This window comes from Streptosporangium canum (assembly GCF_900113865.1).
GTDB classification, from domain to species: Bacteria; Actinomycetota; Actinomycetes; order Streptosporangiales; family Streptosporangiaceae; genus Streptosporangium; species Streptosporangium canum.
Genome location: NZ_FOQY01000009.1, coordinates 52,442 through 73,921 on the forward strand (window position 1 = coordinate 52,442; position 21,480 = coordinate 73,921).

At 70.3% G+C, this 21,480-nt stretch carries 22 protein-coding genes; 9 read left to right on the forward strand and 13 right to left on the reverse strand.

All coding sequences use genetic code 11. The annotated features are described in order from the left end of the window. Position 1: 1 nt before the first annotated feature. The gene (locus BM085_RS15490; protein ID WP_093887690.1) at positions 2-1,411 is read left to right on the forward strand and encodes a sensor histidine kinase; all 1,410 of its coding nucleotides are present in this window, start codon (positions 2-4) and stop codon (positions 1,409-1,411) included. A gap of 130 nt (positions 1,412-1,541) precedes the next feature. On the opposite strand, the gene BM085_RS15495 is transcribed toward BM085_RS15490, so the two are convergent. From BM085_RS15495 to BM085_RS15510, 5 genes are all read right to left on the reverse strand, one after another. Continuing rightward, entirely contained in the window at positions 1,542-2,504 is a 963-nt protein-coding gene (locus tag BM085_RS15495; protein WP_143120934.1) for a GNAT family N-acetyltransferase, read from the reverse strand. A gap of 100 nt (positions 2,505-2,604) precedes the next feature. Further along, positions 2,605-2,781 carry a hypothetical protein gene (locus tag BM085_RS44425; RefSeq protein ID WP_177245116.1) on the reverse strand — a complete coding sequence of 59 codons (177 nt, stop codon included), beginning with the start codon at positions 2,779-2,781 and terminating at the stop codon, positions 2,605-2,607. Positions 2,782-2,886: 105 nt separating this feature from the next. After that, on the reverse strand, positions 2,887-4,107 hold the full coding sequence (locus BM085_RS15500) for a hypothetical protein (RefSeq protein ID WP_093887692.1): 1,221 nt from the start codon (positions 4,105-4,107) through the stop codon (positions 2,887-2,889). Further along, positions 4,104-4,616, reverse strand: a complete 513-nt coding sequence (locus BM085_RS15505) for a SigE family RNA polymerase sigma factor (RefSeq protein WP_093887868.1) — start codon at positions 4,614-4,616, stop codon at positions 4,104-4,106. Before BM085_RS15505 ends, BM085_RS15500 begins: the two co-directional genes overlap by 4 nt. Before the next feature lie 136 nt (positions 4,617-4,752). Further along, positions 4,753-5,289 carry a DUF6609 family protein gene (locus BM085_RS15510; protein WP_093887693.1) on the reverse strand — a complete coding sequence of 179 codons (537 nt, stop codon included), beginning with the start codon at positions 5,287-5,289 and terminating at the stop codon, positions 4,753-4,755. A gap of 232 nt (positions 5,290-5,521) precedes the next feature. Here BM085_RS15510 and BM085_RS15515 point away from each other — a divergent pair, with 232 nt between their 5' ends. Both BM085_RS15515 and BM085_RS15520 read left to right on the forward strand, forming a co-directional pair. Continuing rightward, complete coding sequence (locus BM085_RS15515; RefSeq protein WP_031161738.1) at positions 5,522-5,869, forward strand: VOC family protein; 348 nt, start codon at positions 5,522-5,524, stop codon at positions 5,867-5,869. Between the two features lie 139 nt (positions 5,870-6,008). Further along, positions 6,009-8,189, forward strand: coding sequence for a sensor histidine kinase (locus tag BM085_RS15520; RefSeq protein WP_218158723.1), 2,181 nt, complete (start codon positions 6,009-6,011; stop codon positions 8,187-8,189). A gap of 160 nt (positions 8,190-8,349) precedes the next feature. Here the strand turns inward: BM085_RS15520 and BM085_RS15525 are convergent, their stop codons facing one another. Continuing rightward, positions 8,350-8,958, reverse strand: a complete 609-nt coding sequence (locus BM085_RS15525) for a response regulator (protein ID WP_093887870.1) — start codon at positions 8,956-8,958, stop codon at positions 8,350-8,352. A 97-nt stretch (positions 8,959-9,055) separates the two neighbouring features. Here BM085_RS15525 and BM085_RS15530 point away from each other — a divergent pair, with 97 nt between their 5' ends. Both BM085_RS15530 and BM085_RS15535 read left to right on the forward strand, forming a co-directional pair. Next, positions 9,056-9,787 carry an ABC transporter ATP-binding protein gene (locus BM085_RS15530; protein WP_177245117.1) on the forward strand — a complete coding sequence of 244 codons (732 nt, stop codon included), beginning with the start codon at positions 9,056-9,058 and terminating at the stop codon, positions 9,785-9,787. Then, positions 9,787-12,210, forward strand: coding sequence for an FtsX-like permease family protein (locus tag BM085_RS15535; protein ID WP_177245131.1), 2,424 nt, complete (start codon positions 9,787-9,789; stop codon positions 12,208-12,210). Before BM085_RS15530 ends, BM085_RS15535 begins: the two co-directional genes overlap by 1 nt. Before the next feature lie 187 nt (positions 12,211-12,397). On the opposite strand, the gene BM085_RS15540 is transcribed toward BM085_RS15535, so the two are convergent. Next, complete coding sequence (locus BM085_RS15540; protein WP_093887695.1) at positions 12,398-13,345, reverse strand: CU044_5270 family protein; 948 nt, start codon at positions 13,343-13,345, stop codon at positions 12,398-12,400. After that, entirely contained in the window at positions 13,342-13,965 is a 624-nt protein-coding gene (locus tag BM085_RS15545; protein ID WP_093887696.1) for an RNA polymerase sigma factor, read from the reverse strand. The genes BM085_RS15540 and BM085_RS15545 overlap by 4 nt, the downstream gene beginning before the upstream one ends. A 323-nt stretch (positions 13,966-14,288) precedes the next feature. Between BM085_RS15545 and BM085_RS15550 the strand changes: the two genes are divergently transcribed. Next, a complete protein-coding gene (locus BM085_RS15550) occupies positions 14,289-15,014 on the forward strand; it encodes a helix-turn-helix domain-containing protein (RefSeq protein ID WP_093887697.1) in 726 nt (241 codons plus the stop codon). 84 nt (positions 15,015-15,098) lie between these two features. On the opposite strand, the gene BM085_RS15555 is transcribed toward BM085_RS15550, so the two are convergent. The 4 genes from BM085_RS15555 to BM085_RS15570 all read right to left on the reverse strand — a co-directional run bounded on the left by BM085_RS15555 (position 15,099) and on the right by BM085_RS15570 (position 18,461). Beyond that, positions 15,099-15,521, reverse strand: a complete 423-nt coding sequence (locus BM085_RS15555) for a hypothetical protein (RefSeq protein ID WP_093887698.1) — start codon at positions 15,519-15,521, stop codon at positions 15,099-15,101. Positions 15,522-15,812: 291 nt separating this feature from the next. Then, positions 15,813-16,664 (reverse strand): DUF72 domain-containing protein, encoded by an 852-nt coding sequence (locus tag BM085_RS15560; RefSeq protein ID WP_093887699.1) that lies wholly within the window; start codon positions 16,662-16,664, stop codon positions 15,813-15,815. Positions 16,665-16,803: 139 nt separating this feature from the next. After that, a complete protein-coding gene (locus tag BM085_RS15565) occupies positions 16,804-17,451 on the reverse strand; it encodes a response regulator (RefSeq protein ID WP_245789341.1) in 648 nt (215 codons plus the stop codon). A gap of 290 nt (positions 17,452-17,741) precedes the next feature. Continuing rightward, entirely contained in the window at positions 17,742-18,461 is a 720-nt protein-coding gene (locus BM085_RS15570) for a DUF6461 domain-containing protein (RefSeq protein ID WP_093887700.1), read from the reverse strand. A gap of 167 nt (positions 18,462-18,628) precedes the next feature. Between BM085_RS15570 and BM085_RS44430 the strand changes: the two genes are divergently transcribed. Then, the gene (locus BM085_RS44430; protein ID WP_177245118.1) at positions 18,629-18,769 is read left to right on the forward strand and encodes a hypothetical protein; all 141 of its coding nucleotides are present in this window, start codon (positions 18,629-18,631) and stop codon (positions 18,767-18,769) included. 4 nt (positions 18,770-18,773) lie between these two features. Here BM085_RS44430 and BM085_RS15575 read toward each other — a convergent pair whose 3' ends face one another. Further along, positions 18,774-19,385: a DUF6461 domain-containing protein gene (locus BM085_RS15575; RefSeq protein ID WP_093887701.1), complete on the reverse strand. Its 612-nt coding sequence runs from the start codon at positions 19,383-19,385 to the stop codon at positions 18,774-18,776. Between the two features lie 628 nt (positions 19,386-20,013). Between BM085_RS15575 and BM085_RS15580 the strand changes: the two genes are divergently transcribed. Continuing rightward, entirely contained in the window at positions 20,014-20,334 is a 321-nt protein-coding gene (locus BM085_RS15580; RefSeq protein ID WP_093887702.1) for a hypothetical protein, read from the forward strand. Between the two features lie 538 nt (positions 20,335-20,872). Next, a complete protein-coding gene (locus tag BM085_RS43040) occupies positions 20,873-21,376 on the forward strand; it encodes a hypothetical protein (protein ID WP_143120935.1) in 504 nt (167 codons plus the stop codon). Positions 21,377-21,480: the final 104 nt, after the last annotated feature.

Consider the following 21,480-nt stretch of genomic DNA (forward strand, 5'->3'; position numbering starts at 1 on the left):
GGTGTCGCGCCTGTCGGTCAGGGTCCGGGCGACCCTCGCCGCCACCGCCATCGTCGCGGTCGCGCTGGGCGTCGCGGCGGTGGTGCTCGTCGGCGTGCTCAAGGGCAGCCTCGTGGACAGCGCCTCCGCCGAGGCGGCCCGGCGTGCCCACGGCACCGCCGTCATGATCACCACCAGTCCCGGGGTCACCGCCGGCAGGGTCTCCGAGCCGCTGGACCCCGATGTCCAGGTCATCGAGGGGGCCGACCTCTCCGAAGCGGAGTGGCAGGCGGTCCTGGCCCAGCCCGCCCAGGCCGTCCAGCCCGCCCAGTCGATCACCGCACACTCGACCACCGGCCGGGCGGCCAATGATCAGGCGCATCCCTGCGGGGAGACCGCCGACCCGGCGGACACCGTCTGGGTCACCGGTCGGGTGGACGCCGTACGCGCCGAGCGGTGGGCGCCCGCCGGCTCGTTCGCGGTGGCCACCATGCCCGTGTCCACCGTCGAGGGCATGGTGCTCGTTCAGGCCAGGGCCTCCCTGGAACCCGCCGGCGCCGCCCTGCAGACCCTGCAGGGGCTGCTGATCCCCGGCATTCCCGGGCTGCTCCTGCTGGTCGCGGCCCTGACCTGGCTGGCGGTCGGCCGCGCGCTCGCGCCGGTCTCGGCCATCCGCACCGAGATGGCCGACATCACCGCCAGCGATCTGCACCGCCGGGTGCCGGTGCCACGGTCCCGCGACGAGATCGCCCGTCTCGCCGAGACGATGAACCGCACGCTCGACCGCCTGGAACTCGCCGTCGACCGGCACAAGCGCTTCGTCGCCGACGCCGCCCACGAGCTGCGCAGCCCGCTGGCCATCCTGCGGACCCGCCTGGAGCTCGCCCCACCCGGACCGCTGGCGGCCGAGGCGCTGACGGACGTGGAGCGGATCCAGGCGCTCACCTCCGACCTGCTGCTGCTGGCCCGCCTGGACGCCGGCGAGCCGGCCTGTCACGGGGAGGTGGACCTCGGGCAGGTAGCCGCCGAGGAGGCGACCCGGTCCCGGCCCAGGCCGGAGATCCGCGTGGAGCTGGAGGTGGCCGCGGACGTGGTCGTCCGCGGCTCGGCCGAGGAGTTGCGCCGCCTGGTGGCCAATCTGGTGGACAACGCGGTACGGCACGCGGACTCGACGGTCACCGTGCGCCTGGCCCGGGACGGGGGCGGAGCCGTACTCGACGTGTGCGACGACGGGCCCGGCATCCCGGCCGAGCACCGTGAGGCGATCTTCGACCGGTTCACCCGGCTGGACGAGGCCCGGGGCCGGGACGCGGGCGGGTCGGGGCTCGGTCTCGCCATCGCCCGGGACATCGCGGTACGGCACGGCGGCGGCCTGAGTGTCGTCGGGGAAGGCCCGGGAGCGCGGCTGCGGGCCCGTCTTCCCTCGCCATGATCCGCGGACGGAGGTGTTCCACAGAGGCGGGTCGTCCGCGGGAGAATCCCGCACCGGGAATGAGGGGCTCCGGGAGCGCCCGTCTCAGCTGAACGGGAGCGCCCGTCTCAGCCGAGCGGGAGCGCCCGTCTCAGCTGAGCGGGAGGGCGTAGGTGGTCGTGCGGTGCTCGACCTCGAATCCGGCGCGGGTGTAGATCCCCAGCGCACCGGTCGGGTTGTCGGCGTCCACCCCCAGCCCGGCCCTCTGGTAGCCCTGGGCGCGGAACTCGGTGAGGGCGTGGGCGAGCAGCGCGCTCGCCACCCCCTTCCCCCGCCATTCGCGCAGGGTGCCGATGATCTGGATCCACGCCTCCCGGACTCCGGTGGCCTCGGTGTCGGCCTCGAAGTAGTGGGTGAGCAGCACCGCGACGTTCCCGCCCGCCCCGTCCTGGACGAGGAAGGAACCCTCGGGACGGAAGGCCTGCACGCCGACGATGGCGTTCTTCCAACTCTCCGGGGTGTGGAGGACACTGCCCCAGTGGTCGGTGAAGGACGCGTTGCGCACCTGCCGGGCGGCCTCGGCGAGGTCCTCGCCGTAGGGGACGATCTTCAACCCGCCCGGCAGGCCGACCGCGGGCGGTTCCGCGCCCAGGTCGCGGCTCATGCCGTAGAACCACCGGACCGGGGTCATCCCCGCCCCGGTGACCAGCGCCGCCGCGCCCGCGTTGCTGTCGAACGCGTGGACGTGGAGTTCGAGGGGCTGTCCGGGGAAGCGGCGTCCGTGCAGCACCGGTGTGGTGCGGACCGCCCAGTCGAGCAGATGCCTGCCGGGGCCGCGACGGCGGTAGTCCGGATGGACCGCGCCCCACAGGGTCATCTGATGGACCGGGTCGGCGGCCGGGCGGCAGGCGGTGACGCCGAAGGCCACCATCCTGTCCCCGTCCCACGCGGCCAGGGTGCCTTCGGCCAGGTCGAGCAGGGGGTTGTCGACGTCGTCCGCGAGGTCGTCGGCTCCGTAGTTCTCCCCGACCCGGTCGGCCCTCTCGACGTCGGCGAGCAGCTCCGCCCACGTGCCGGTGTCGTTCTTGGTCAGCGGGATCCAGTCGACCGTCATGACCTGGAGCATACGAACACGTGCGGCCGGACAGCGAGTGTTTTTCTCCGCACGGAGCGCCACACAGCGCACGGAGCGCACCAGGCGGCACGGAACAGGCTCAGAGCAGACGTACCGGGCAGCCCAGCTCCCGGCCGATCCGCTGGAGTCCCTCAGCGAAGCCGTCGCGCGTCTTCCCGCCGAAGCCGACGAAGAACCGGTTGGCCGCCGAGACGGACCGCGAGCACCAGCCGCTCCACCCGTTCGATCGGGGCCGCGACCACCCCGGCGGCCTCATACATCGGCGTCTTTCCCATCCGGCCCTCCTGGCAGATCCGAGCCGAGCCGGCCGCACGCGAGCCGTACAAGATCGAGAATCTCGTACGGCTCGCGTGCGGGCGGCTCAGCGGCGGGTGAAGACCGGCTCCCACGAGCCGGGTTTCTGGTTGTTCTCGCGGTATCCGGTGAGCGGCACGGCCTCGCCGCCGTTCACGTCCACCAGGAGCAGCCGGTTGCGGAACTCGCTCCCGACGCAGCTGTTGAACCCCTTGGACTCGCACGCCCAGGTGATCACGTGGCCGTCGTCCGCCCAGGCCACGAGCTGCTCGATCCATTGCCCGTCGATCGGCTTGACCGACAGGACCTCGCCGGTGCGCACGTCCTTCAGGGCCATGGCGGCATTCTTGTCCGGGGTCTGAGCCGGGATCCACCGGCCGTCGGGCGACACTCCGGCCGCCTCGTAGGTCTCGGCCGCCCCCGGCGGTCCGGGCCGCGGGTTGCCATCCAGGTCGTAGAACTTCTTGGTGCCGGGCGGCGTGCTGTTGTGCTCCCACACCAGCGTGCCGTCCGTGCTCCAGGAGAAGTCCTGGCGGCCGCCGAACCGGTTGTTCTCATCCGGCTCCAGCGCGTGGAACGCGGACTGCCCGCTGTCCAGGTCGACGACGGTGTAGCCGGTCCGGGACGTGGGCATCATCTTCTGGCTGTTGTTCACCGGGACGTAGGACTCGTCCGGGTTGCCGCCGTAGTTGGTCACCAGCAGCTTCTTCGCGTCGGGGGACCAGCGCACCGCCCCGGCCGGGCGCTCCAGGTCGATCCACCGGACCTCGCCGCCCCGGCCGGTGACCACCCCGACCCGGCGCGCCGGAACCTGCTCCAGCACCGCGACCGACTCCCCGCCCGGCGCGACGTCGAGCCACGCCCACGGGGTCTGCTCGTAGGTCTGCCCGCCCTTGTCGTAGAGGCTCCAGGCCCGCGTCAGCACCTGCCGGTCGTCGGAGATCTTCACCTGGTCCCAGACGTAGTAGGAGTAGACCGCCGTGCCTCCCGCGGCCACCAGGGTCCTGGGCGGCGCGGACTCCGGGTCTCCCACAGTCTCCGCGGACGGGCTCGGCTCGGTCAGGACGACGACGGCGGACCGGCTGTCATCCACCTGCCCCTTCTGGACGAGGGCCGGGACCGTGAGCGCACCGGCCACGACGGCCGCGGTCGCCCCCGCGACCACCGCGAACGCCTTGACCCCGGAACGCCGCCGCCTCCGGAGGACCCTCGACGCCAGGTCGGAGGGGACCCGCGCCTCGTCGGACCAGTCACGCAGGGTCCGCCGGACGAGCTCGTCGATGGTCATGCCTTCGCCTCCCCGAAGATCGTGTACGGCTCCCGCAACTCGGGCGCGAGTTCGCGCAGCCTGGCCAGGGAACGGTGGGCGGTGCTACGGACCGTGCCCACCGAGCAACCGAGGATGCCGGCCACCTCGGCCTCCGGCAGATCCTCGTAGTACCGCAGGACCAGCACGGCCCGCTGCCTGGCCGTCAGTTTGGCCAGCGCGCGGCGCATGTCGATCCGCAGATCGACGCCGTGCGCGCCGTCGGCCAGGGCCCGGCCGGGCGGCTCCGCGACGACGGTCTCCCGGCGCCGGCGCCACCAGGAGACCTGCTGGCGGTACATCGCCTGCCGGACGTATGCCTCGGGCGCCTCCACGCTCCGCCACCTGGCGACCGTCCTGGCCAGCGCCGTCTGCAGCAGGTCCTCCGCCGCGTGCTGGTCGCCACCGGTCAGCAGGTAGGCCAGGCGCATCAGCGCGGGGGACCGCGCCGAGACGAATTCGCGGAACCGTCGCTCCTCTGCGGCGTCCACGATCACCTCCACTGTGTGGTTACGTCCTACAGACGCGCCGGAGTGGACGCCACTATGCTCCGCGAGCCGTACGGAATCAGCCGGGACGCCGGCGCGGCCGGTCCTCTCGCCCGGTCACGCCCTCGCTCCGGCCGGCTCACGTGTAGGTGAGCGCCGGGTAGAGGAACAGCATCCAGGAGCCGATCCCGATCTTCAGAAGCGCGTCGAGGCCGCCGACCAGCCGGAGCGGCAGCTTCGGCGCCACCTTCAACCCGATCCAGGCGTTCAGCGACGTCACCACGCCGAGGACCGCGATCAGCGGCCCGTGCGCCATTCCCATGATGATGAAGTGCAGGCCGACCACGAAGAGGATGCTCAAGATCATGATCCGGTCGTCCCGGTCCTTGAACGTGGTGATCACGTAGTAGAGGAGGCCGGCCTCGACGACGAAGGAGAGGACCAGGGCGGCGATCTGCACCAGGGAGGGCGTGCCCAGGGACGGCTTCAACAGCGCGCTGAGGCCGCTCGCGGTGAATCCGGCGATGAACCCGCCGATGCCGAACGGTATCCACCGGCTGGGGAAGATCCATCCGAGCAGGAAACCGAGGCCGACGAAGATGAGGAAGAGCCCGCCGCCGCGGATCAGCGGGTAGGGGTGGGGCAGGACGGAGTCCAGCGCGAGCAGGGGGAGCATGACGCCCTTTCGGTCAACACGTTGGCGCAGACGAGATATGACTTAAAGCCTAAAGTCGAGATATATCGCGCTTTCGCCTGAAGTGCGAGCTGGACCATGCCGATCGTCCCCCTCGGCCCCTCCGGTCCGCTCGGGCCGGTGACAGGCGGCGGTGTCGGTGCCGCCGGGCAGACTGTGGCCGTGCCGAGCCGCCACAGTGTGAACGCGGCTCTTCGAGCGAGAGGAACCGTCCATGAGCATCCGCCGCGTGGTGCCCGACATCCATTCGGAGGACCTGGAGGAGAGCCGGGAGTTCTACGGCCTGCTGGGTCTCGTGGAGGTCATGAACCAGGGCTGGGTCATGACCCTGGCGTCGCCGTCCAACCCCACGGCACAGCTCACCCTCATGGGCGCGGACTCCACGGCGGCCGTCCAGCCTGACCTGAGCATCGAGGTGGACGACGTGGACGCGGTGTACGAGGCCGTGACCGCCCAGGGCGCGGAGATCGTCCACCCTCTGCAGGACGAGGCCTGGGGGGTGCGCCGCTTCTTCGTCATCGACCCCAACGGCCGGGTGGTCAACGTCGTGGGCCACAGGTGATCCGGTGTCCTGACAGACCCGTGCCCCGGTCCGGTTCACGCCCGCCGGGCCCGGTGATCGCTGACGCGCGGACGGCGCCGTCCGCGACCGGCCCCGCGGTAAGTGCGACAATCATGCCAGCGGTGGCTATGGAGGTGCGTTGTTCGGGAAGTCGGCGCGTCCGTCCGGGACCGATCTGGCGCCGAGCGTCGCACGCGGGACCGTCACGGCCGCCCTCGCGGGGTTCGCCTCCGTGTACGTCCTGGCGGTCAACAGCCGTCAGTCGGGGGCGCTCCAGCTCCTGGCGGCGGCGGCGGTCGCGGCCATGATCTTCGGAATCCAGCTCGTCTACGTGTATCCCGGCCTGAAGCGGCATCTGAGCGTGCGACTGCTCGGCCTCCAGGCGGCCCTCGCCTACCTGGCGGTGATCCCGCTGGGGACGTCGGTGGGCATGCTCGGCTTCCTCGCGGGTTCGCTGCTGCTGAGCTCGGCGTGGCCGGCGGCGGCGGTCGTCGTGGTGAGCGCCGTCCTCATCGAGGCCACCCGGTCGCCGGATCCGGCCGCGACGGTCAGCATCGCCATCGGCACCGCCCTGACCGGCCTGGTGATCTATGGCCTCGCCCAGCTCGCCGACCGGGTCGAGGACCTGTCCGCCGCCAGGCTCGCGCTCGCCATCGCCGCGGTGGCTGAGGAGCGGCTGCGTGTCGCCACCGAGCTGAACGAGAAGATCGGCGTCGGGCTGGACGCCATCAACCGCCTCGCGGTCGAGCCGCCGGGTGAGGTGATCGGCGAGGTGCTGGAGGTCGCCCGGCGCTCTCTCGCCGACGCGCGTGCCGCGGCGGTCGACTACCGCAGCATGTCGCTGTCCCCCGAGGTGGCTCGGGCGCGGGCGCTGCTGTCGACGGCCGGGATCGAGACGGAGGGACGGACCGGCCACACCGAGCCGCTCGGCCCGCCGGGCGCGCTGCTCGGTGCCGTGCTCAGGGAGACGGTCACCGAGATCATCGAACGGGGGCGGGCGCGGCGGTGCGTCGTCGAGACCGTCGAGGACAACGGTCTCGTACGGCTCCGCGTCGTCAGCGACGCGGCCCTGGACACCGACCGCCTCGACGGTCTGGCCGGCCCGCTCCGGGACGCGGGCGGCCACTTCACCGCCGGCTCCGGGCCCGGCGGCCGGTCCGTGATCGAGGCGGCCGTCCCGGCGAGCTCGAAACGGGCCGCGCCGCTGCCCGACTCGGCCTACAGTCTGTCGGTCACGGTCCTGCTGGTGGTGCTCGCCGGGTTCGCCGCCAAGATCCTGATCTACGTCCCGGTACAGGCGCTGGCGGGAGCCGTCGCCTGCCTGGCCGTACTGGGCGTCCTGCAGTTGCGCGGTACACGGGACCGGCCCCTGCTCTCCCTGTCCGTCCAGGCGGTCCTGAGCTTCCTGCCGATCCTCTGGTACGGGCGGGGGTGGCTGAACGTCCCGGGTTTCCTGGCGGGCTCCCTGCTGCTGGCCCTTCCCCCGTCGCTGTCCTGGCCGCTCGTCGTGCTCGCGATGGCGAGCGTCGCGAGCGCCGGCGTGCTGCTCTCGCTGGGGGTGACCGTGGTCGTCAATCTGACGATCAGCGTGCTCGTGACCGGGCTGGTGGTGTCCGGTCTGGCCCGGCTCACTCAGTCGATCAAGGAGCTCCAGGCCACCAGGGAGGAACCGGCGCGCGCCGCGATAGCCCAGGAACGGCTCCGGGTCGCCCGTGACCTGCACGATCTGCTCGGCCACAACCTCGCGGCCATCCTGCTGAAAAGCGAGCTGGTCCGCCGGCTGCTCGACCGGGATCCCGAGCGGGCGCGGACGGAGCTCGGCGACATCGTCGTGATCTCCGAGCGGGCGCGCGCCGACATGAGGGCCGTCTCCGGAGATCACCTGGAGCTGTCACTCGAGGAGGAGGCCGCCTCCGCCAGGGCGATGCTCACCACGGCCGGAATCGAGGTCACGGTCAACCTGGACCACGACCCGCTGCCGATGTTCAACGATCCCGCGGTCAACACGGTGCTGAGCGCCGTTCTCAGGGAGGCCGTCACCAACGTGCTGCGGCACAGCGGCGCCCGGCGGTGCCGGATCGAGACCGAGTACGCCCGGGGACTGCTCCAGCTCACCATCGCCAATGACGGGTTCTCCCGCGACGCCGTACGACCGCAGGCGGGAACCGGACTGGGCAACCTCACCACTCGCCTGGCCATCGTCGGAGGACGGCTCACCGCGGGCCCGGAGGAGGACGGCTGGTTCCGGCTGCGGGTCGTGCTGGATCCCGCCCGTCTCGTGTCGGGCCAGACGCGGGACGGGGTCATGATCCGCCAGTGATCGTGTCCCCGCTCCGGGGACACCGGCCGGACGCGACCCCGGAAGACGGATCCGGAGCGGACCGCCGGATCCAGCCCGCCTCACACGCGGACCGCCGGATCAGTCCGCCTCACATACGAACCGCCGGATCAGCCCGCCTCACGTGCGATCGGACGGACGGTCAGATCCAGCCCGCGTCGCCGGCGATGCGGACCGCGTCCGTTCTGCTTCTCGCGTTCAGCTTGCTCACGATCGCGGTGAGGTGGTTGCGCACCGTACCGGCCGACAGGAAGAGCCTGGCCGCGATCTCCGTGGCCTCGGCTCCCCCCGCGGTCAGCCGCAGCACGTCGGTCTCACGCGGGGTGAGCGGGTTGTCGCCCAGGTCCCAGGCGGTGACGGCGAGGTTGGGGTCGAGCACCCGCCTGCCCGCCGCGACGGCGCGGACCGCCGTGATCAGCTCGTCCACCGGCGCGGTCTTCAGCAGGAAACCGGTCACGTGCGCTCCCTGGGCGCGGCGCAGGTGACCGGGTCTGCCCTGTCCGGTCAGCACCAGCGTGCGGCACCCCGGGACCCGCCGGTGCAGCTCGGCGGCCGCGTCGAGGCCGTCGACGCCGCCGGGCATGTCGATGTCGAGCACGGCGACGTCCGGGCTGTGCTTGAGGGCGGCGGGCACGACGTCGTCACCGGAGCCGACCTCGGCGACGACCGAGAGGTCGGGTTCCAGCTCCAGGAGGGCGACCAGCGCGCCTCGCACCACCTGCTGGTCCTCGGCGATCAAGATCCGAATCACACCCATATGTCTATCAGGGTGGACCCATGACCATGTCATGCGTGGTTGATGATCGCATCTCTGGCCCGTGTGAGCCCAGGTCAGAAGACTTGTCCCCATGAACGATGTGGTGCGTCTGGACGCGGTGAGCAAGGTTTACGGCAGGGGACCGAACACGGTGTTCGCCCTGCGTGAGGTGTCGATCGGCATCCCCCACGGCAGCTTCACCGCCGTGATGGGCCCTTCGGGGTCGGGCAAGAGCACGTTCCTGCACTGCGCCGCCGGACTGGACCAGCCCTCCTCCGGCTCGGTACGGCTCGGCGGCACGGAGCTGGCGGGAATGAACGAGACGGAACTGACCGAACTGCGGCGTAAGCGGATCGGTTTCGTCTTCCAGGCGTTCAACCTGGTCTCGTCCCTCACCGTGACGGAGAACATCACCCTCCCGCTGAAACTGGCCGGAGTCCGGGTGGACCGGTCCTGGCTTGCGGAGATCATCGACCGGGTCGGACTGGCCGGCCGTACCGGGCACCGGCCCGGGGAGCTCTCCGGGGGGCAGCAGCAGCGGGTGGCGATCGCGCGGGCCCTGGTGACACGGCCCGAGGTGGTCTTCGGTGACGAGCCGACCGGCGCGCTGGACACGATGACCGCGCGGGACGTGCTCACCCTGCTCCGCGAAGTGGTCACCACCATGAGACAGACCGTGGTGATGGTCACCCACGACCCGGTCGCCGCCTCCTACGCCGACACCGTCCTGTTCCTCGCCGACGGCAACGTCGTCGACGCGATGGCCGCCCCCAGCGCGGAGAAGGTCGCCGACCGGATGACGCGACTCGGAGCGTGGGTGTGATGATCGGCTTCGCGCTCAACACGCTGCGGCACCGCAAGGCGGCCTTCGCCGGCGCCTTCCTCGCCCTGGTCTGCGCCGCCGCGCTGGTCTGCGCCTGCGGCATCCTGCTCGAAACCGGTCTGCGCGGCGCGGTCGAACCCGTCCGATACGCCGGGACCCCGGTCCTGGTCGCCGGAGACCAGAACGTCCGTGAGACGACCCGCGACGGCGACAAGGTCAAGAGCAAGGCCAAGCCGATCTCCGACCGAGCCTGGATCCCGTCGTCCCTGGCCGACAAACTGAGGACGGTCCCCGGCGTCCGGAAGGTCGTCACCGAGGTGACGTTCCCGGCGACCGTCGAGGGACGTCCGGTGTGGGGCCACGGCTGGGAGTCCGCGCCGCTCACCCCCTTCACCCTCCGCGAGGGACGGGCGCCCGCCGCCGGCGAGGTGGTGGCCGACGCGGCCGCCGGGCTGTCCGTGGGCTCCCGCGTGAACGTCCGGACCGCGACCGCCACCCGCGTCTACCGGGTGGCCGGTGTCACCGCCGAGGCGCTCGATCAGCGGACCTCGCTGTTCTTCTCCACCGAGGAGGCCGCCCGGCTGGCCGGACGGCCGGGCATGGTCAGCGTGATCGGCGTCTTCCCCGAGGTCGACGTCGCTCCCGCGCTCGCCGGCACCCCCGGTGTCGTCTACACCGGCGACGAGCGCGGCAGGATCGAGTTCCTGAACGCGGAGAAGGCCCGGACCAAGCTGGTCAGCCTGGGCGGCGCGCTCGGCGGCACCTCGCTGATCGTCGCGATCCTCGTCGTGGTCGGCACGTTCTCGCTCTCCATCCAGCAGCGCCAGCGCGAGCTCGCCCTGCTGCGCGCCGTGGCCGCCACCCCCAGGCAGATCCGCAGGCTGATCGGCGGCGAGGCACTGCTCGTCGGTCTGCCGGCGGGCCTTCTCGGCGCCGTGCTCGGCGTCGGGCTGGCGTTCTGGCTGCGGTCACAGTTCGTGGGGCTTGGCGTGATGCCGGCCAACCTGTCGCTGGTGGTGGGCTTCTTCCCGCCCGCCGCCGCGGTGCTCGCCGTCCTGGGGGCGGCGTGGACGGCGGCCCGGGTGTCGGGCCGCCGTACCGCGCGGATCAGGCCGGTGGAGGCGCTGGGCGAGGCCGCGGTACGCCCGCCGGGCATTCCGCCGGGCCGCACGATCGCCGGGCTGGCCTGCCTCGGCGGGGGCGTGGCGCTGACCCTGCTGCTGTCGACGCTGGAGATCGAGGCCGCCTCCAGCCCCGTCACGATGCTGACGGCACTGGTCTGGACGATCGCGGTGGCCCTGCTCGGCCCGATCATCGCCCGCGTCGCCACGGCGGTGCTCGGCCTGCCGCTGCGCGCCTTCCGCGTCAGCGGCCACCTCGCCGCCGCGAACCTGCGCACCGGCACCCACCGTTTCGCCTCCGTCGTCACCCCGCTCAGCCTGATGATCGCGATGACCTGCACCATCCTGTTCGTCCAGGACACCATGGGCCACGCGGTCGTCGAACAGTCACGCCAGGGCAACCACGCCGACTACGTGCTCGGCCCGCGCCTGCCCGGCGTCACGGCGGACGCCGTACGGAAGCTCGACGGCGTCGAAGTGGTCACCGAGGTCCTGCGCACGTCGGTCAGGGTCGGGCTGGAGAGGTACGGCGCGCAGGGCGTGACCACCGCGGGACTGGAGCGGACCATGGACCTCGGGGTGAGCGCGGGATCGCTCGGCAGGATGGGCGCCGACACCCTCGCGGTCAGCGAGACGGCCGCGAGAAGCCTCGGGGTCGAGGTCGCCGACGAGGTACGGCTGACGCTCGGCGACGGCACCCCCGTCACGCTCAAGGTCGCCGCGATCTACCGCCGGGGCCTCGGCTTCGGCGACCTCACCCTGCCCCACGCCCTGGTCGCCGCCCACGTGGACGACCCGCTCAACCAGACCGCGCTCGTCTCCGCCCCCTCGGTGAGACGGGACGCGCTCGCGGCGGTGCTCGGCGGTGTCGGCGTCCTGGATCGGGTCGAGGCGACGGCCGAACAGTCCAATGCCGGAGTCAACTACGTGGCCATGGGCCTGATCATCGCCTTCACCGCGATCGCGGTGGTCAACACCATCGCGATGGCGACCTCCGACCGGACCCGCGAGCTCGCCCTGCTCAGACTCGTCGGCACCACCCGCCGCCAGCTCATGCGGATGCTCCGCCTGGAGACCCTCGTCGCGGTGCTGGTCGCGGTCACCCTCGGCACGCTCATCGCCCTGGTGACGCTCAGCGCGTTCAGCACGGGCATGACCGGCTCCGCGCTGCCGTACGTGCCCGTGCTCACCTACCTGGAGATCATCGCCGCCGCGGCCGCCCTGGCTCTCCTCGCCACCGTTCTCCCGGCCCTCCTCGCCCTGCGGAGCAGGCCCGCCGAGGCCATCGGCACCCGCGAATGACCGTCCGGGGACCGGCGGCACGGGACCCGGGACCGCGACGGTCCCGGGTCTCCGGTCCTCAGTCCTCCCGGTCCTCCCGGGCCTCGATCCTCTCCGGCCTTCCCGGTTCTCCCTGCCGGAGCGTGCGGGCCCCCGCCCCGCACGCCCGTCATCCCCGGTCAGAGCCTCTGACCGGCGTCATCCCCGGTCAGGGCGTCTGGCCGGGCCCGTCGACGACGCCAGAGTCCAGCACGGACATGGCGAAGGTCCCGTCGCCGTCCACGACCTTCGTGCCGAGGTAGCGGTAGTCCCCGGGATCGAGGATGTAGTAGCCCTTGCTCTCCCCCACGGTGAGGACGACGCCGATGCCCTTGCGCCCGTCCCCGTCCGCGGTGTTCTCCTCGATCGTGACATTCGGGATCTTCGCCAGGGCCCGGTACATCGCCGCGGCCGTGTCCGCGGGGATCACGGGCCCGAACTTCATGTACCAGCCGATCGCCCCGAAGGCCCTGACGTCCCCCTCGGTCCCCGCCGGGCAGTCGGACCGGCAGATCGACAGCGGTGTCCGCTCCTCCTTGAGGTCGCGGAAGTGCGCCAGCAGCGCGTCCGGATCAGTGGGGAGGCTCTCCAGTTCCCGCTGGGTCCGGGCGGGGTCCGTCCGCGCGTTCGGCTCACCGCCGCCGATCCTCAGCTCGCCGCCCTCTGCACGGGTGGCCGACCCGCGCCCGTCCATCCGGCTCCAATGCTCGAACGCCGGCAGGTCACCCCCCATATGCTGGGACTCCTTGACGTAGAACCACTGGTCCGGGCGGATGTCGGCGGTCCTGGTCCGGGCGGCGACGAGCGCGGCGTTCTCAAGCACCACGACCGCGTCGGGCGGCCCGACCGCGGGCTGCCGGTTCCCCGGCTGCGCGGTCCCCCCCGGCTGGGGCACGGCCACCAGGTGGGGCACGACCACGGCGGCGGCGACGGCGAGAGCGCCGACCCCGCCGAGGGCGAGACCCCAGCGCAGGCGGGCCGCGGGCCGCGCCGGCCGCCGGCGGGACGCCGACGATCCCTCCCGGATCACAGTGAGCAGCCGATGCTCCTCGGCCCTCAGATCGGACTGGTGCGGAATCTCGTCGCGCAGGCTCTTGAGGAGTTCGTTCTCGTTCAACTGTCCGTTCCTTCGCTCGCGGAGGTTGGGTCGATGTCACCGAGCACCCGGCGCAGCCTGTTCCGAGCCCGGCTGATCCGCGAACGGACCGTCCCCACCGGAACGTCGAGTGCCTGTGCGGCCTGCTCGTAGGTGAGCTCCGCCCACGCCACCAGCAGCAGCGCGTCGCGGTGCCCCCGTGGGAGCCCCGCCAGCGCCGCGGCGAGCCGGCGCCGCGCTCCGTCCGCGGCCACCCGCCGATCGACCTGGTCGGTGAACGGCTCGACCACTGAATCCGCCCCCGTGCGGCTCAGTGCCCGATACAGGCTGATCTCGCGGCGGCGGTGCCGGCGCATGAGGTTGGTGGCGATGCCGTACAGCCACGGCCGCGCGTCGTCGTAGGACAGGTCGTACGACTCCAGGCTCTGGAAGGCCACCGTGAAGGTCTCGGCGACGATGTCCTCGGCGGGATCCTGGCCCAGCCGCCTGATGACGTACCGCTTGAGCGCCGGCGCGTGGCGGGTGAACAGCGTGGCGAACTGCTCGGGCTCACGCCGGGACCGTTCGATCACCACGGCGTCGCCGACCGCTTCCACGGCCGCCGGCCGGGGCGGTGCGGCCGTCCGGCTCTCGTGTCGCATCTCTTGCCTCTCGGGTCTCTGCCATGACACCCGTTATTGCCACCCGGAGGATCCGCGGTTCCCGGAAATCAAGCGATGGATACGGTCACCGGCCCGAACCGCGCGGTCCGGGCCCCGGCCTGCCCCACCCCACCGGCGCGAGACCGGAGCCCCGTCCGGCGCCGACCCATCGCCGCGCGGCCGGCCCCTCAGGCGTCGTTCCACTGGCTGTGGTTGGTGGGGAGCAGGACCCCCAGTCGCGTGTTCACCGGACGGATCGTGCTCCCGTCCGGGAATGACGACAATTCCCTCGACGGAATAGACAACCCCGGCAGACTGGGATCGTGGACTTCTCCCAGACCCTGCGCGCGACCCGGCAGCGCCGCCACCTCAGCCAGCTCGACCTCGCCCTGCGCGCGGGCACGACGCAGCGCCATCTCAGCTTCATGGAGAGCGGCCGCTCCCGGCCCGGCCGGACCATGGTGGTACGGCTGGGCGAGTCGATGGAACTACCGCTCAGGGAGCGCAACGATCTCCTGCTCTCGGCCGGTTACGCCCCCGTCTACCCGCAGACCCCGCTGGACGACCCGAGCCTGGAGCACGTGCGCACCGCGCTGGGGCACATCCTGGCCGGACACCTGCCCTACCCCGCGATCGTCGTGGACGCGGGGCACGACCTGGTGCTCGCCAACGACGCGTTCGGCCTGCTCACCGAGGGCGTCGCGGAGCACCTGCTGCGCCCGCCGGTCAACGTGCTGCGTCTCTCCCTGCATCCGGAGGGCCTGGCGCCGCGGATCGTCAACCTGGCGCAGTGGGCGCGGCACATCCTCGACCGCATCCCGCACGACGACCTGTACGACGAACTGTCCGGCTACGTGCCACACGCCGCGCCGGGGCCCGACCACGTGGGCTTCGCCGCCCCCATCCGGCTCCGCTCGACACTCGGCGAGCTGCGGCTGACGACCACGATCACGACGTTCGCGACCGCGCTCGACGTGACCGTGGCGGAGCTGAAGCTGGAGGCGTTCCTGCCCGCCGACACGGCCACGGCGGCGCTGCTGGCCGGGTGACGGCCCGGGGGATCGATCGTGGCTCGGCTCGGAGCGGAGCGGGTGGGATCCGCTCGGATCCGGGGGATCGATCGCGGCCGCCTGTCAGATTCCGGGGAACATGTAGTCGGTGATGATACGGCCGCTCTCGTCGAGGACGAGGACCTCCAGGCCGCCCCCGACCGCCTCACCGCCGCCTACGGGCACCATCTCCCAGTTGAACTTGACGACGCCGTGGAGGCGGACGGCGCCGTCCCGCGCCTGGAAGGTGAACTGCCCGGGGGCGACGAACCGCTCATAGCTGCGGGTCACCCGGACGTCGAGTTCGTCATAGCCGTGGGCTTGGAGAGTGGTGGAGTCAAAGCCCAGCCCCGCGGCGATCTCCCGGATCTCCTGGGGCGGCTGAAGGATGTGAGCGCCGCCCTCGACCCACAGTTCCTGGATGGCTCTGCGGCGCGACTCGACGTCCGGCTCGACCCAGAGGGCGATGTAGCGGGTGGCGAGGTCCTGGGCATGGATGTCGGTCACTGTTTCTCCTCAGCTGGTGTCCGTGTTCCTGCCAGATCCTGCGGGAAGGGGCCGTGGGCCGACAATTCCTCAGAGGGAATGGCCGGCTTTCACGCGGGGCCGACCAGCCGCCCCCCGCGGGCCGTCACCGGGTATCCGGCCTTCCCGGACGCGATCCCGGTGGTGGTGATCAGCGCGATCCTGAGCCGCGAACCCGGCCTGGCGGGTGTGCCCGACCAACTGCGTCCGCTACCGACCGCCTGCCCGGCCGGAGCGAGAAGTCCGCCCGCCGGCACACGACAGGGGCGGCGGTCAGAACAGGGTCAGCGGCTCGGTCGGCATGGGCTCAGGCAGCGGCTCGATCTCGGGCAGCCGGGTCCGCACCTCTTCGTGGAAACGACGGGCGAGCATCAGCGCGTCGGCGTTGTCGGGGGTGTGGACGAACACCGTCGGCGAGCGGCCCTCGCGCAGCCATTCGACGACCGTGGCGATCCATTGCCGCCAGCCCTCGATCGTACGCGTCGTGTCGTCCCGTCCGAGGTAGCGGATGATCGGACGGTCGGTGAGAGCGGCCGACCGGCGTGGCAGGCGCGGTTTCCTCATCCACGCCTCCCGTTCGGCGTCGCTGGTCGGAGGGCTCTGGAAGAGGGCGGTGGTGTCGAACGGGACCCACTCGGCGTCGACTCGGGCGAGAACCCCTTCGAGAAGCCGCTCGGATCGCGCGTCGTCGAAGAACGCGCGGTGGCGGACTTCGACGGCGTATCTGTGCGAGCGGGGCAGCCGGTGGAGAAAGCCCGCCAGGGCGCCGAGGTCGGTCGGCCCGAACGATCCCGGTAGTTGGATCCAGAGGGCGTGGGCGCGCGGTCCGAGTGGTTCGATCGCCTCCAGGAACGACCGGAGCTCCTCGTCGACGCCGGTGAGGCGACGCTCATGCGTGATCGACTTGGGCAGCTTGGCCACGAAGCGGAAGTCGGGGGTGGTCTGCCTCGCCCACGACTCCACCGTGCTCCTCGAGGGCGTCGCGTAGAACGTCGTGTTGCCCTCCACCGCGTCGCACCAGGTCGCGTAGGCCCGCAGGCGCTCGCCGGGAGGAAGCGGATGAGGCAGAAAGCGCCCCTGCCATTGCGCCTGTGTCCACATCGCGCATCCCACATGAAGCCGCATGGCTTCGACGCTATCCAAGGTCGGCGGTGGAAAGGACCGAGCGCGTCATGAGCGGAACACCCACTCGGCGGAGTGCTCGGTGAGCACCACGAGGCGGCATGGACGGGGTGCTCAGCGTGCCGGCCCGCTCAGCGCCCGTTCACAGGAGGCCGGCGTCGCGCACCTTCATGGCGACCTGGACACGGTTGTCGGTCCCCAGCTTGGCGAAGACCCGGGTGATGTTCGCCTTCACGGTCGCGACGCTCATGTGGAGACACTCGGCGATTTCGGCGTTCGAGCTGCCCCGGGCCACCTCGATCGCGACCTCGCGCTCGCGTTCGGTGAGCCTGGCCAGCTCCCGCTGCGCCTGCGGGCGTCGCGGTCCGCGTCCGCCGGTGGCCGCGGTGATCACCTGTCGTGTGACACTCGGCGACAGCACCGGCTCGCCCTTCGCCACGGTGCGGACCGCTTCGATCATCTTCGGTGGCGGCGTGTCCTTCAGCAGGAAACCGTCGGCACCGAGCCGCAGAGCCCGCAGCACCATGTCATCGGCGTCGAAGGTGGTGAGCACGAGGACGCGGGGCGGGTCTGGCTGGGCGAGCAGCAGCTCCGTGGTGATCAGCCCGTCCTGGTTGGGCATCCGGATGTCCATCAGCACGACATCGGGCCTGAGGGCACGGATCACTTCCATGGCCCGCCGGCCGTCCTCCGCCTCGCCGACAAGGTCCAGATCGGGCTCGCCACCGAGAATGAGGCGTAGCCCGGTCCGCACCATCGGGTCGTCATCCACGATCACCAGTCGAGTCACGGTGTGAAGCCTCCCACGGCAGCCGGGCGTCGAGGATGAAATGTCCGTCCCAGACGGCATGGCGGAGAGTGCCGCCGGCCGACTGACCGTGTCGACGATCTTTTGGATCGTCATTCCGATGACGGCCGGCGTAGTGCGCGTGACCCGCAAGGAGGTGAACCGACATGAGGCGCAGGCCTGTCCCGAGCTTGATCTCTGCTTCGACGGACACCTGGGGTTGAGAAGATCGCTTCCCGAGAAGAGGATGACCGCTTCCCGCCTGCACAACCCGGGCGCTGGCCGTTCAGGGGTCAGCGGATCGCGTCGGGCATGCGGACCGTCACGTAGGGATGCGGCTGCTCCAGCCACTCGCCGGTCAGCCTCGCCCCGGTGGTGCGGTCGATGACCGCGAGAAAGGCGGCCCTCCAGTCGTAGTCGGCGCGGGCATCGAGGTCGTCCTCATCCTCGTCCTCGTCGAGGTCCTCAGGCGGGGGCTCGGCGAAGAAGTCCGTCATCGCCTGCAGCTCGGGCCAGCGGGCCAGGCCGGCATGGTCTTCCTGCTGCCCGGGGAAAAGCGCGTCGATCGCCAGGACGTGCTCGCCTCCGGCCGCGAAGCTCAGCAGATTGCTGGCGTTGACGTTCCACCAGGCGCTGTAGACGCGCGCTCCCTCACTGAGCCGCCGGAGCACGGCGGGGCTTGCCCCGAGGTAGCCCCACTCGAAGAGAAGGGTGGTCGAGCCGCACTGGTCGACGAGCACGGGGTAGGCGTCGCGTTCGGGCGGCCCGATGGCGTCGAGCGGTGCCGGCTCGTGCAGCCGGTACGGCGTGTTGCCGGCGAGCCGGGCGGCGACGTGGTCCAGGGTGAGCGCTCGTCCGTCATCGGGGACCACTGCCGTCCAGCACATGCCCACGCCGAGCCACTGCGTGCTGCTTATCAGTCGCCGGTAGTGCTCGCGCAGGTCGGCGGTCGGCGGCTGTCCGGTGTTCAGGCCGGGCCCCTTCGCTCGTCGGGAACGGATTGCCGAGATCATCCCAGAGTCGCGGCGGAACCGGCCAGACCATCCGCGCCCAGAGCTCATGCACCCGGCGCGTAGCCTCCCTCCAAGCCGGCGCCCCCTTCGGGGGTGGTCTGCCCCGGGTCCTGCGGAGTCGCGTTTCTGGATTGTCATGCCACGATGGTCGTGTTCTCGAATGAGCTGTGGAGCTTCGCGGTGTCGGCGGTAGCGGGCTGATCAGCAGGATGCCGTTCCAGACGGGCTCTTCCGGTCTCGATGCCGATGACGGGGAGAGCCGTCGCGCCGACGGCCTGGCCGGCGACGCGCTCAATGCCTGGGCGTGAGATGTCAGGAGACGGGGCGGATGCGCGAGTGCCGCGCCTGGAACCAGTCAGTGGCGATGTCGGTTTCCGTGATCCGCCCGATCAACGCCAAGGCGGAGCTGATGCTCTCGTACTGTTCCACGCAATCGTCGAGGACGCCGCCATCGGTGATCTGGAAGCGCAGTCCGTCCATCAGGTGATCGAGCGCGTGCGGGTCGTCGCCGAACCGCTCCTCCGGCCAGGTGGGGCTGAAGGAGACGACCATGCGCCCATCACGGGCGTATTTGAAGTACTCCCTGCCTTGGATGTCCATGCTGAGGCTGAGGGCCTGACGGCCGTCCTCGGTGATGGACAGCAGGAACTCCTCGTCGGACCGCGCCGGCACGATCCCGATCCAGCCGTTGACCTCGGCCACCCAGTCGGAGCCGTCGTCGATGTTGTGGTCAAGAATCTCGCTCAGGTAGCACGGGGCACGGGTGGCAAGGTCCAGGTGGAAGGCCGGGGCGAGGGCATCGAGGTCCGCACCCGTGATCCACAGGGCGCTGAATCCCAGCGCCCACAGGTCCATCTCGGCATCGAGCCCCTCGGTGAAGATGGTCGAGACCAGAAGGTCGTGCAGATAGGTCCGTGGCTGCATGGCTGCCTCTCGACAGGGGGCGTTCCGCAAGACGCCCTCTCTGGATGGTGGGTTACGGGGGTCTTGCTCGATCTCCGAAGGCGTTGGAGGGCAGGTTCGTTACTCCGCCTTCGGGGGTTCCGCTGGTCGGCCGGACGCTGCGCCGGTGAGTTCGGCTGTCTCCGACGATCGGCATGCACTGGCATTGTTACGCATTGAACGCCAGTTGATGCAGCTCACCGGCAAGGGGCCCGTCTTCACCGAACCTCCGCAACACCAACTTCAACCGCCGCCTCTGGGCTCAGGCGCTCATGAATGCGGGCCTGCCAAAGATCCACTTTCACGACCTGCGGCACGGGCAACACCCTCGCCGCGAACACCGGAGCGCCGCACAAACAAGCCTCCACGGTTTCAGGGGATCGCCGGGCCCTGGGGTGACGCCAACTCGCCCATCATGGTGGCGGTCTCGGCGAATGCGCCGGCAGGCCACCGGCCATCCCCCATCCGCAGCAGCCTGGAAGAACTTGATCAACAAGACTTGACGATTTGCTCGTTGAAGCCTGACGAGCTCCGCACGATCATCCGCGCTCCAGGGGGAATCACCGAGAAGAGCATGATCAGGTAGGTTCACACAGACCAAGGAGGGCAAGTGCTTCAAGTTCAAAAGATTGCTTGCACTAACGCCGCGGGTTTCGTCATGTACTTCAACCCGGAGTACATCGACCCGAATACCGGCCAGTTCGCGGAAAGCCCCCCCGACTCTCCCAACTACCCGATCGACCAGACCAAGACGATTGATCTCAGCTCGAGCAATGTCCCGGTAGGCGCATCGGTGAGGCCGAAGGTTCACGCGGACGGGGGTGACAACAATTCTGGCGACACTCTCGTCCAGTACGCCCAGAACGGCCAGACTGCGACCTACGAGGTCCAAGGAACCACGTTGAACTACACCGTCAAGCTCATCGGCTGACAGGGCGGCTCGGGCGCGCCCGCGAGGGCGGACTCGCAGCCTGTGTTGGGTGGCTGCACTGTCGGCGAGGACCGCGTCAACGAGTTCGAACGGAACCTGCTGGGTCAACTCGCCAGCTGGCCGGGGACATGGACACCTTCGGCGGTTGTGATGGCATGGGTAACAATGATCGTGGCAGGCTGACGGCTCAACGCGACCTCTGGGAACGGGACGATCCTGGCGGATCGCCCTGGCCTACCAGAGGTCGTGCTGCCATCGCGAGAGTGTGAGGTTCGCACGAGGCAACGCGGACGGGAGACAAGGGGCACATCCCAGCCCTGCGGTGGTTGGTGATGTTGCCGTTGCTGTGCTTCGCTGCTGGGCCAGGGCTGAGGAACGAAGTCTCGGACCGGCGGTCGCTCCCGACCGCGTCCGTCAGCCAACCACAGTCAGGAAATCGTGAGAGTAGTACTCATGTGACGATGGGATCGAGGCATGGGGAAGGGGTCGATAGCGCGCGCTCTATACAAGACACTATCGCTCCTGGATCATTTAGCGTATGAACTGGGAGACGCTCAGCACAACTGTTCTACCCCTGCTCGGCGTGCTGCTGGGGACAGGTGGCACTCTCCTGGGCCAGCACCTGGCCACGCGTATTGACAGGAGGCGCCTGGAACACGACCAGCTTGTCGCTATGCGCACCGAGCGGAAAGCCGCGATCCTTTCTTTTCTCGATGCGGCCCAGCGGGTCGAGATGGTCCTGGATGAACGCACTGAATCTAAGAAGTCGCCAAGTGAAGCGGGCGAACAGGAAGGTATCCATCAATTGTGGCTGGCCAAGAAAAGCGTTGAACTCGTCTGTTCGCCCGAATTGGCGCAGAATGCGCATGACTACACGTACGCTCTGCATGTCAGTGTGAAAAGCCCCGATCTCGTCACCGATCCACGTGCGAAGCGGCAGGCTCGACATCTCGTGATGGAATCCGCGAGGCGAGATCTCGGAATTACTGGACGCCCTCTTCAGCGTGAACTTTCTCCGGTTTCGACGACCGGCGACGACTGAACCCATAGAAGATCCAGGAGCGCACCCATCGGGCTGTTGTATCCAGGTCAGGGGCGTCTTTCCGCACCCGTGAGTCCCTATGATTGCCTCCCGCTCACCCTTAT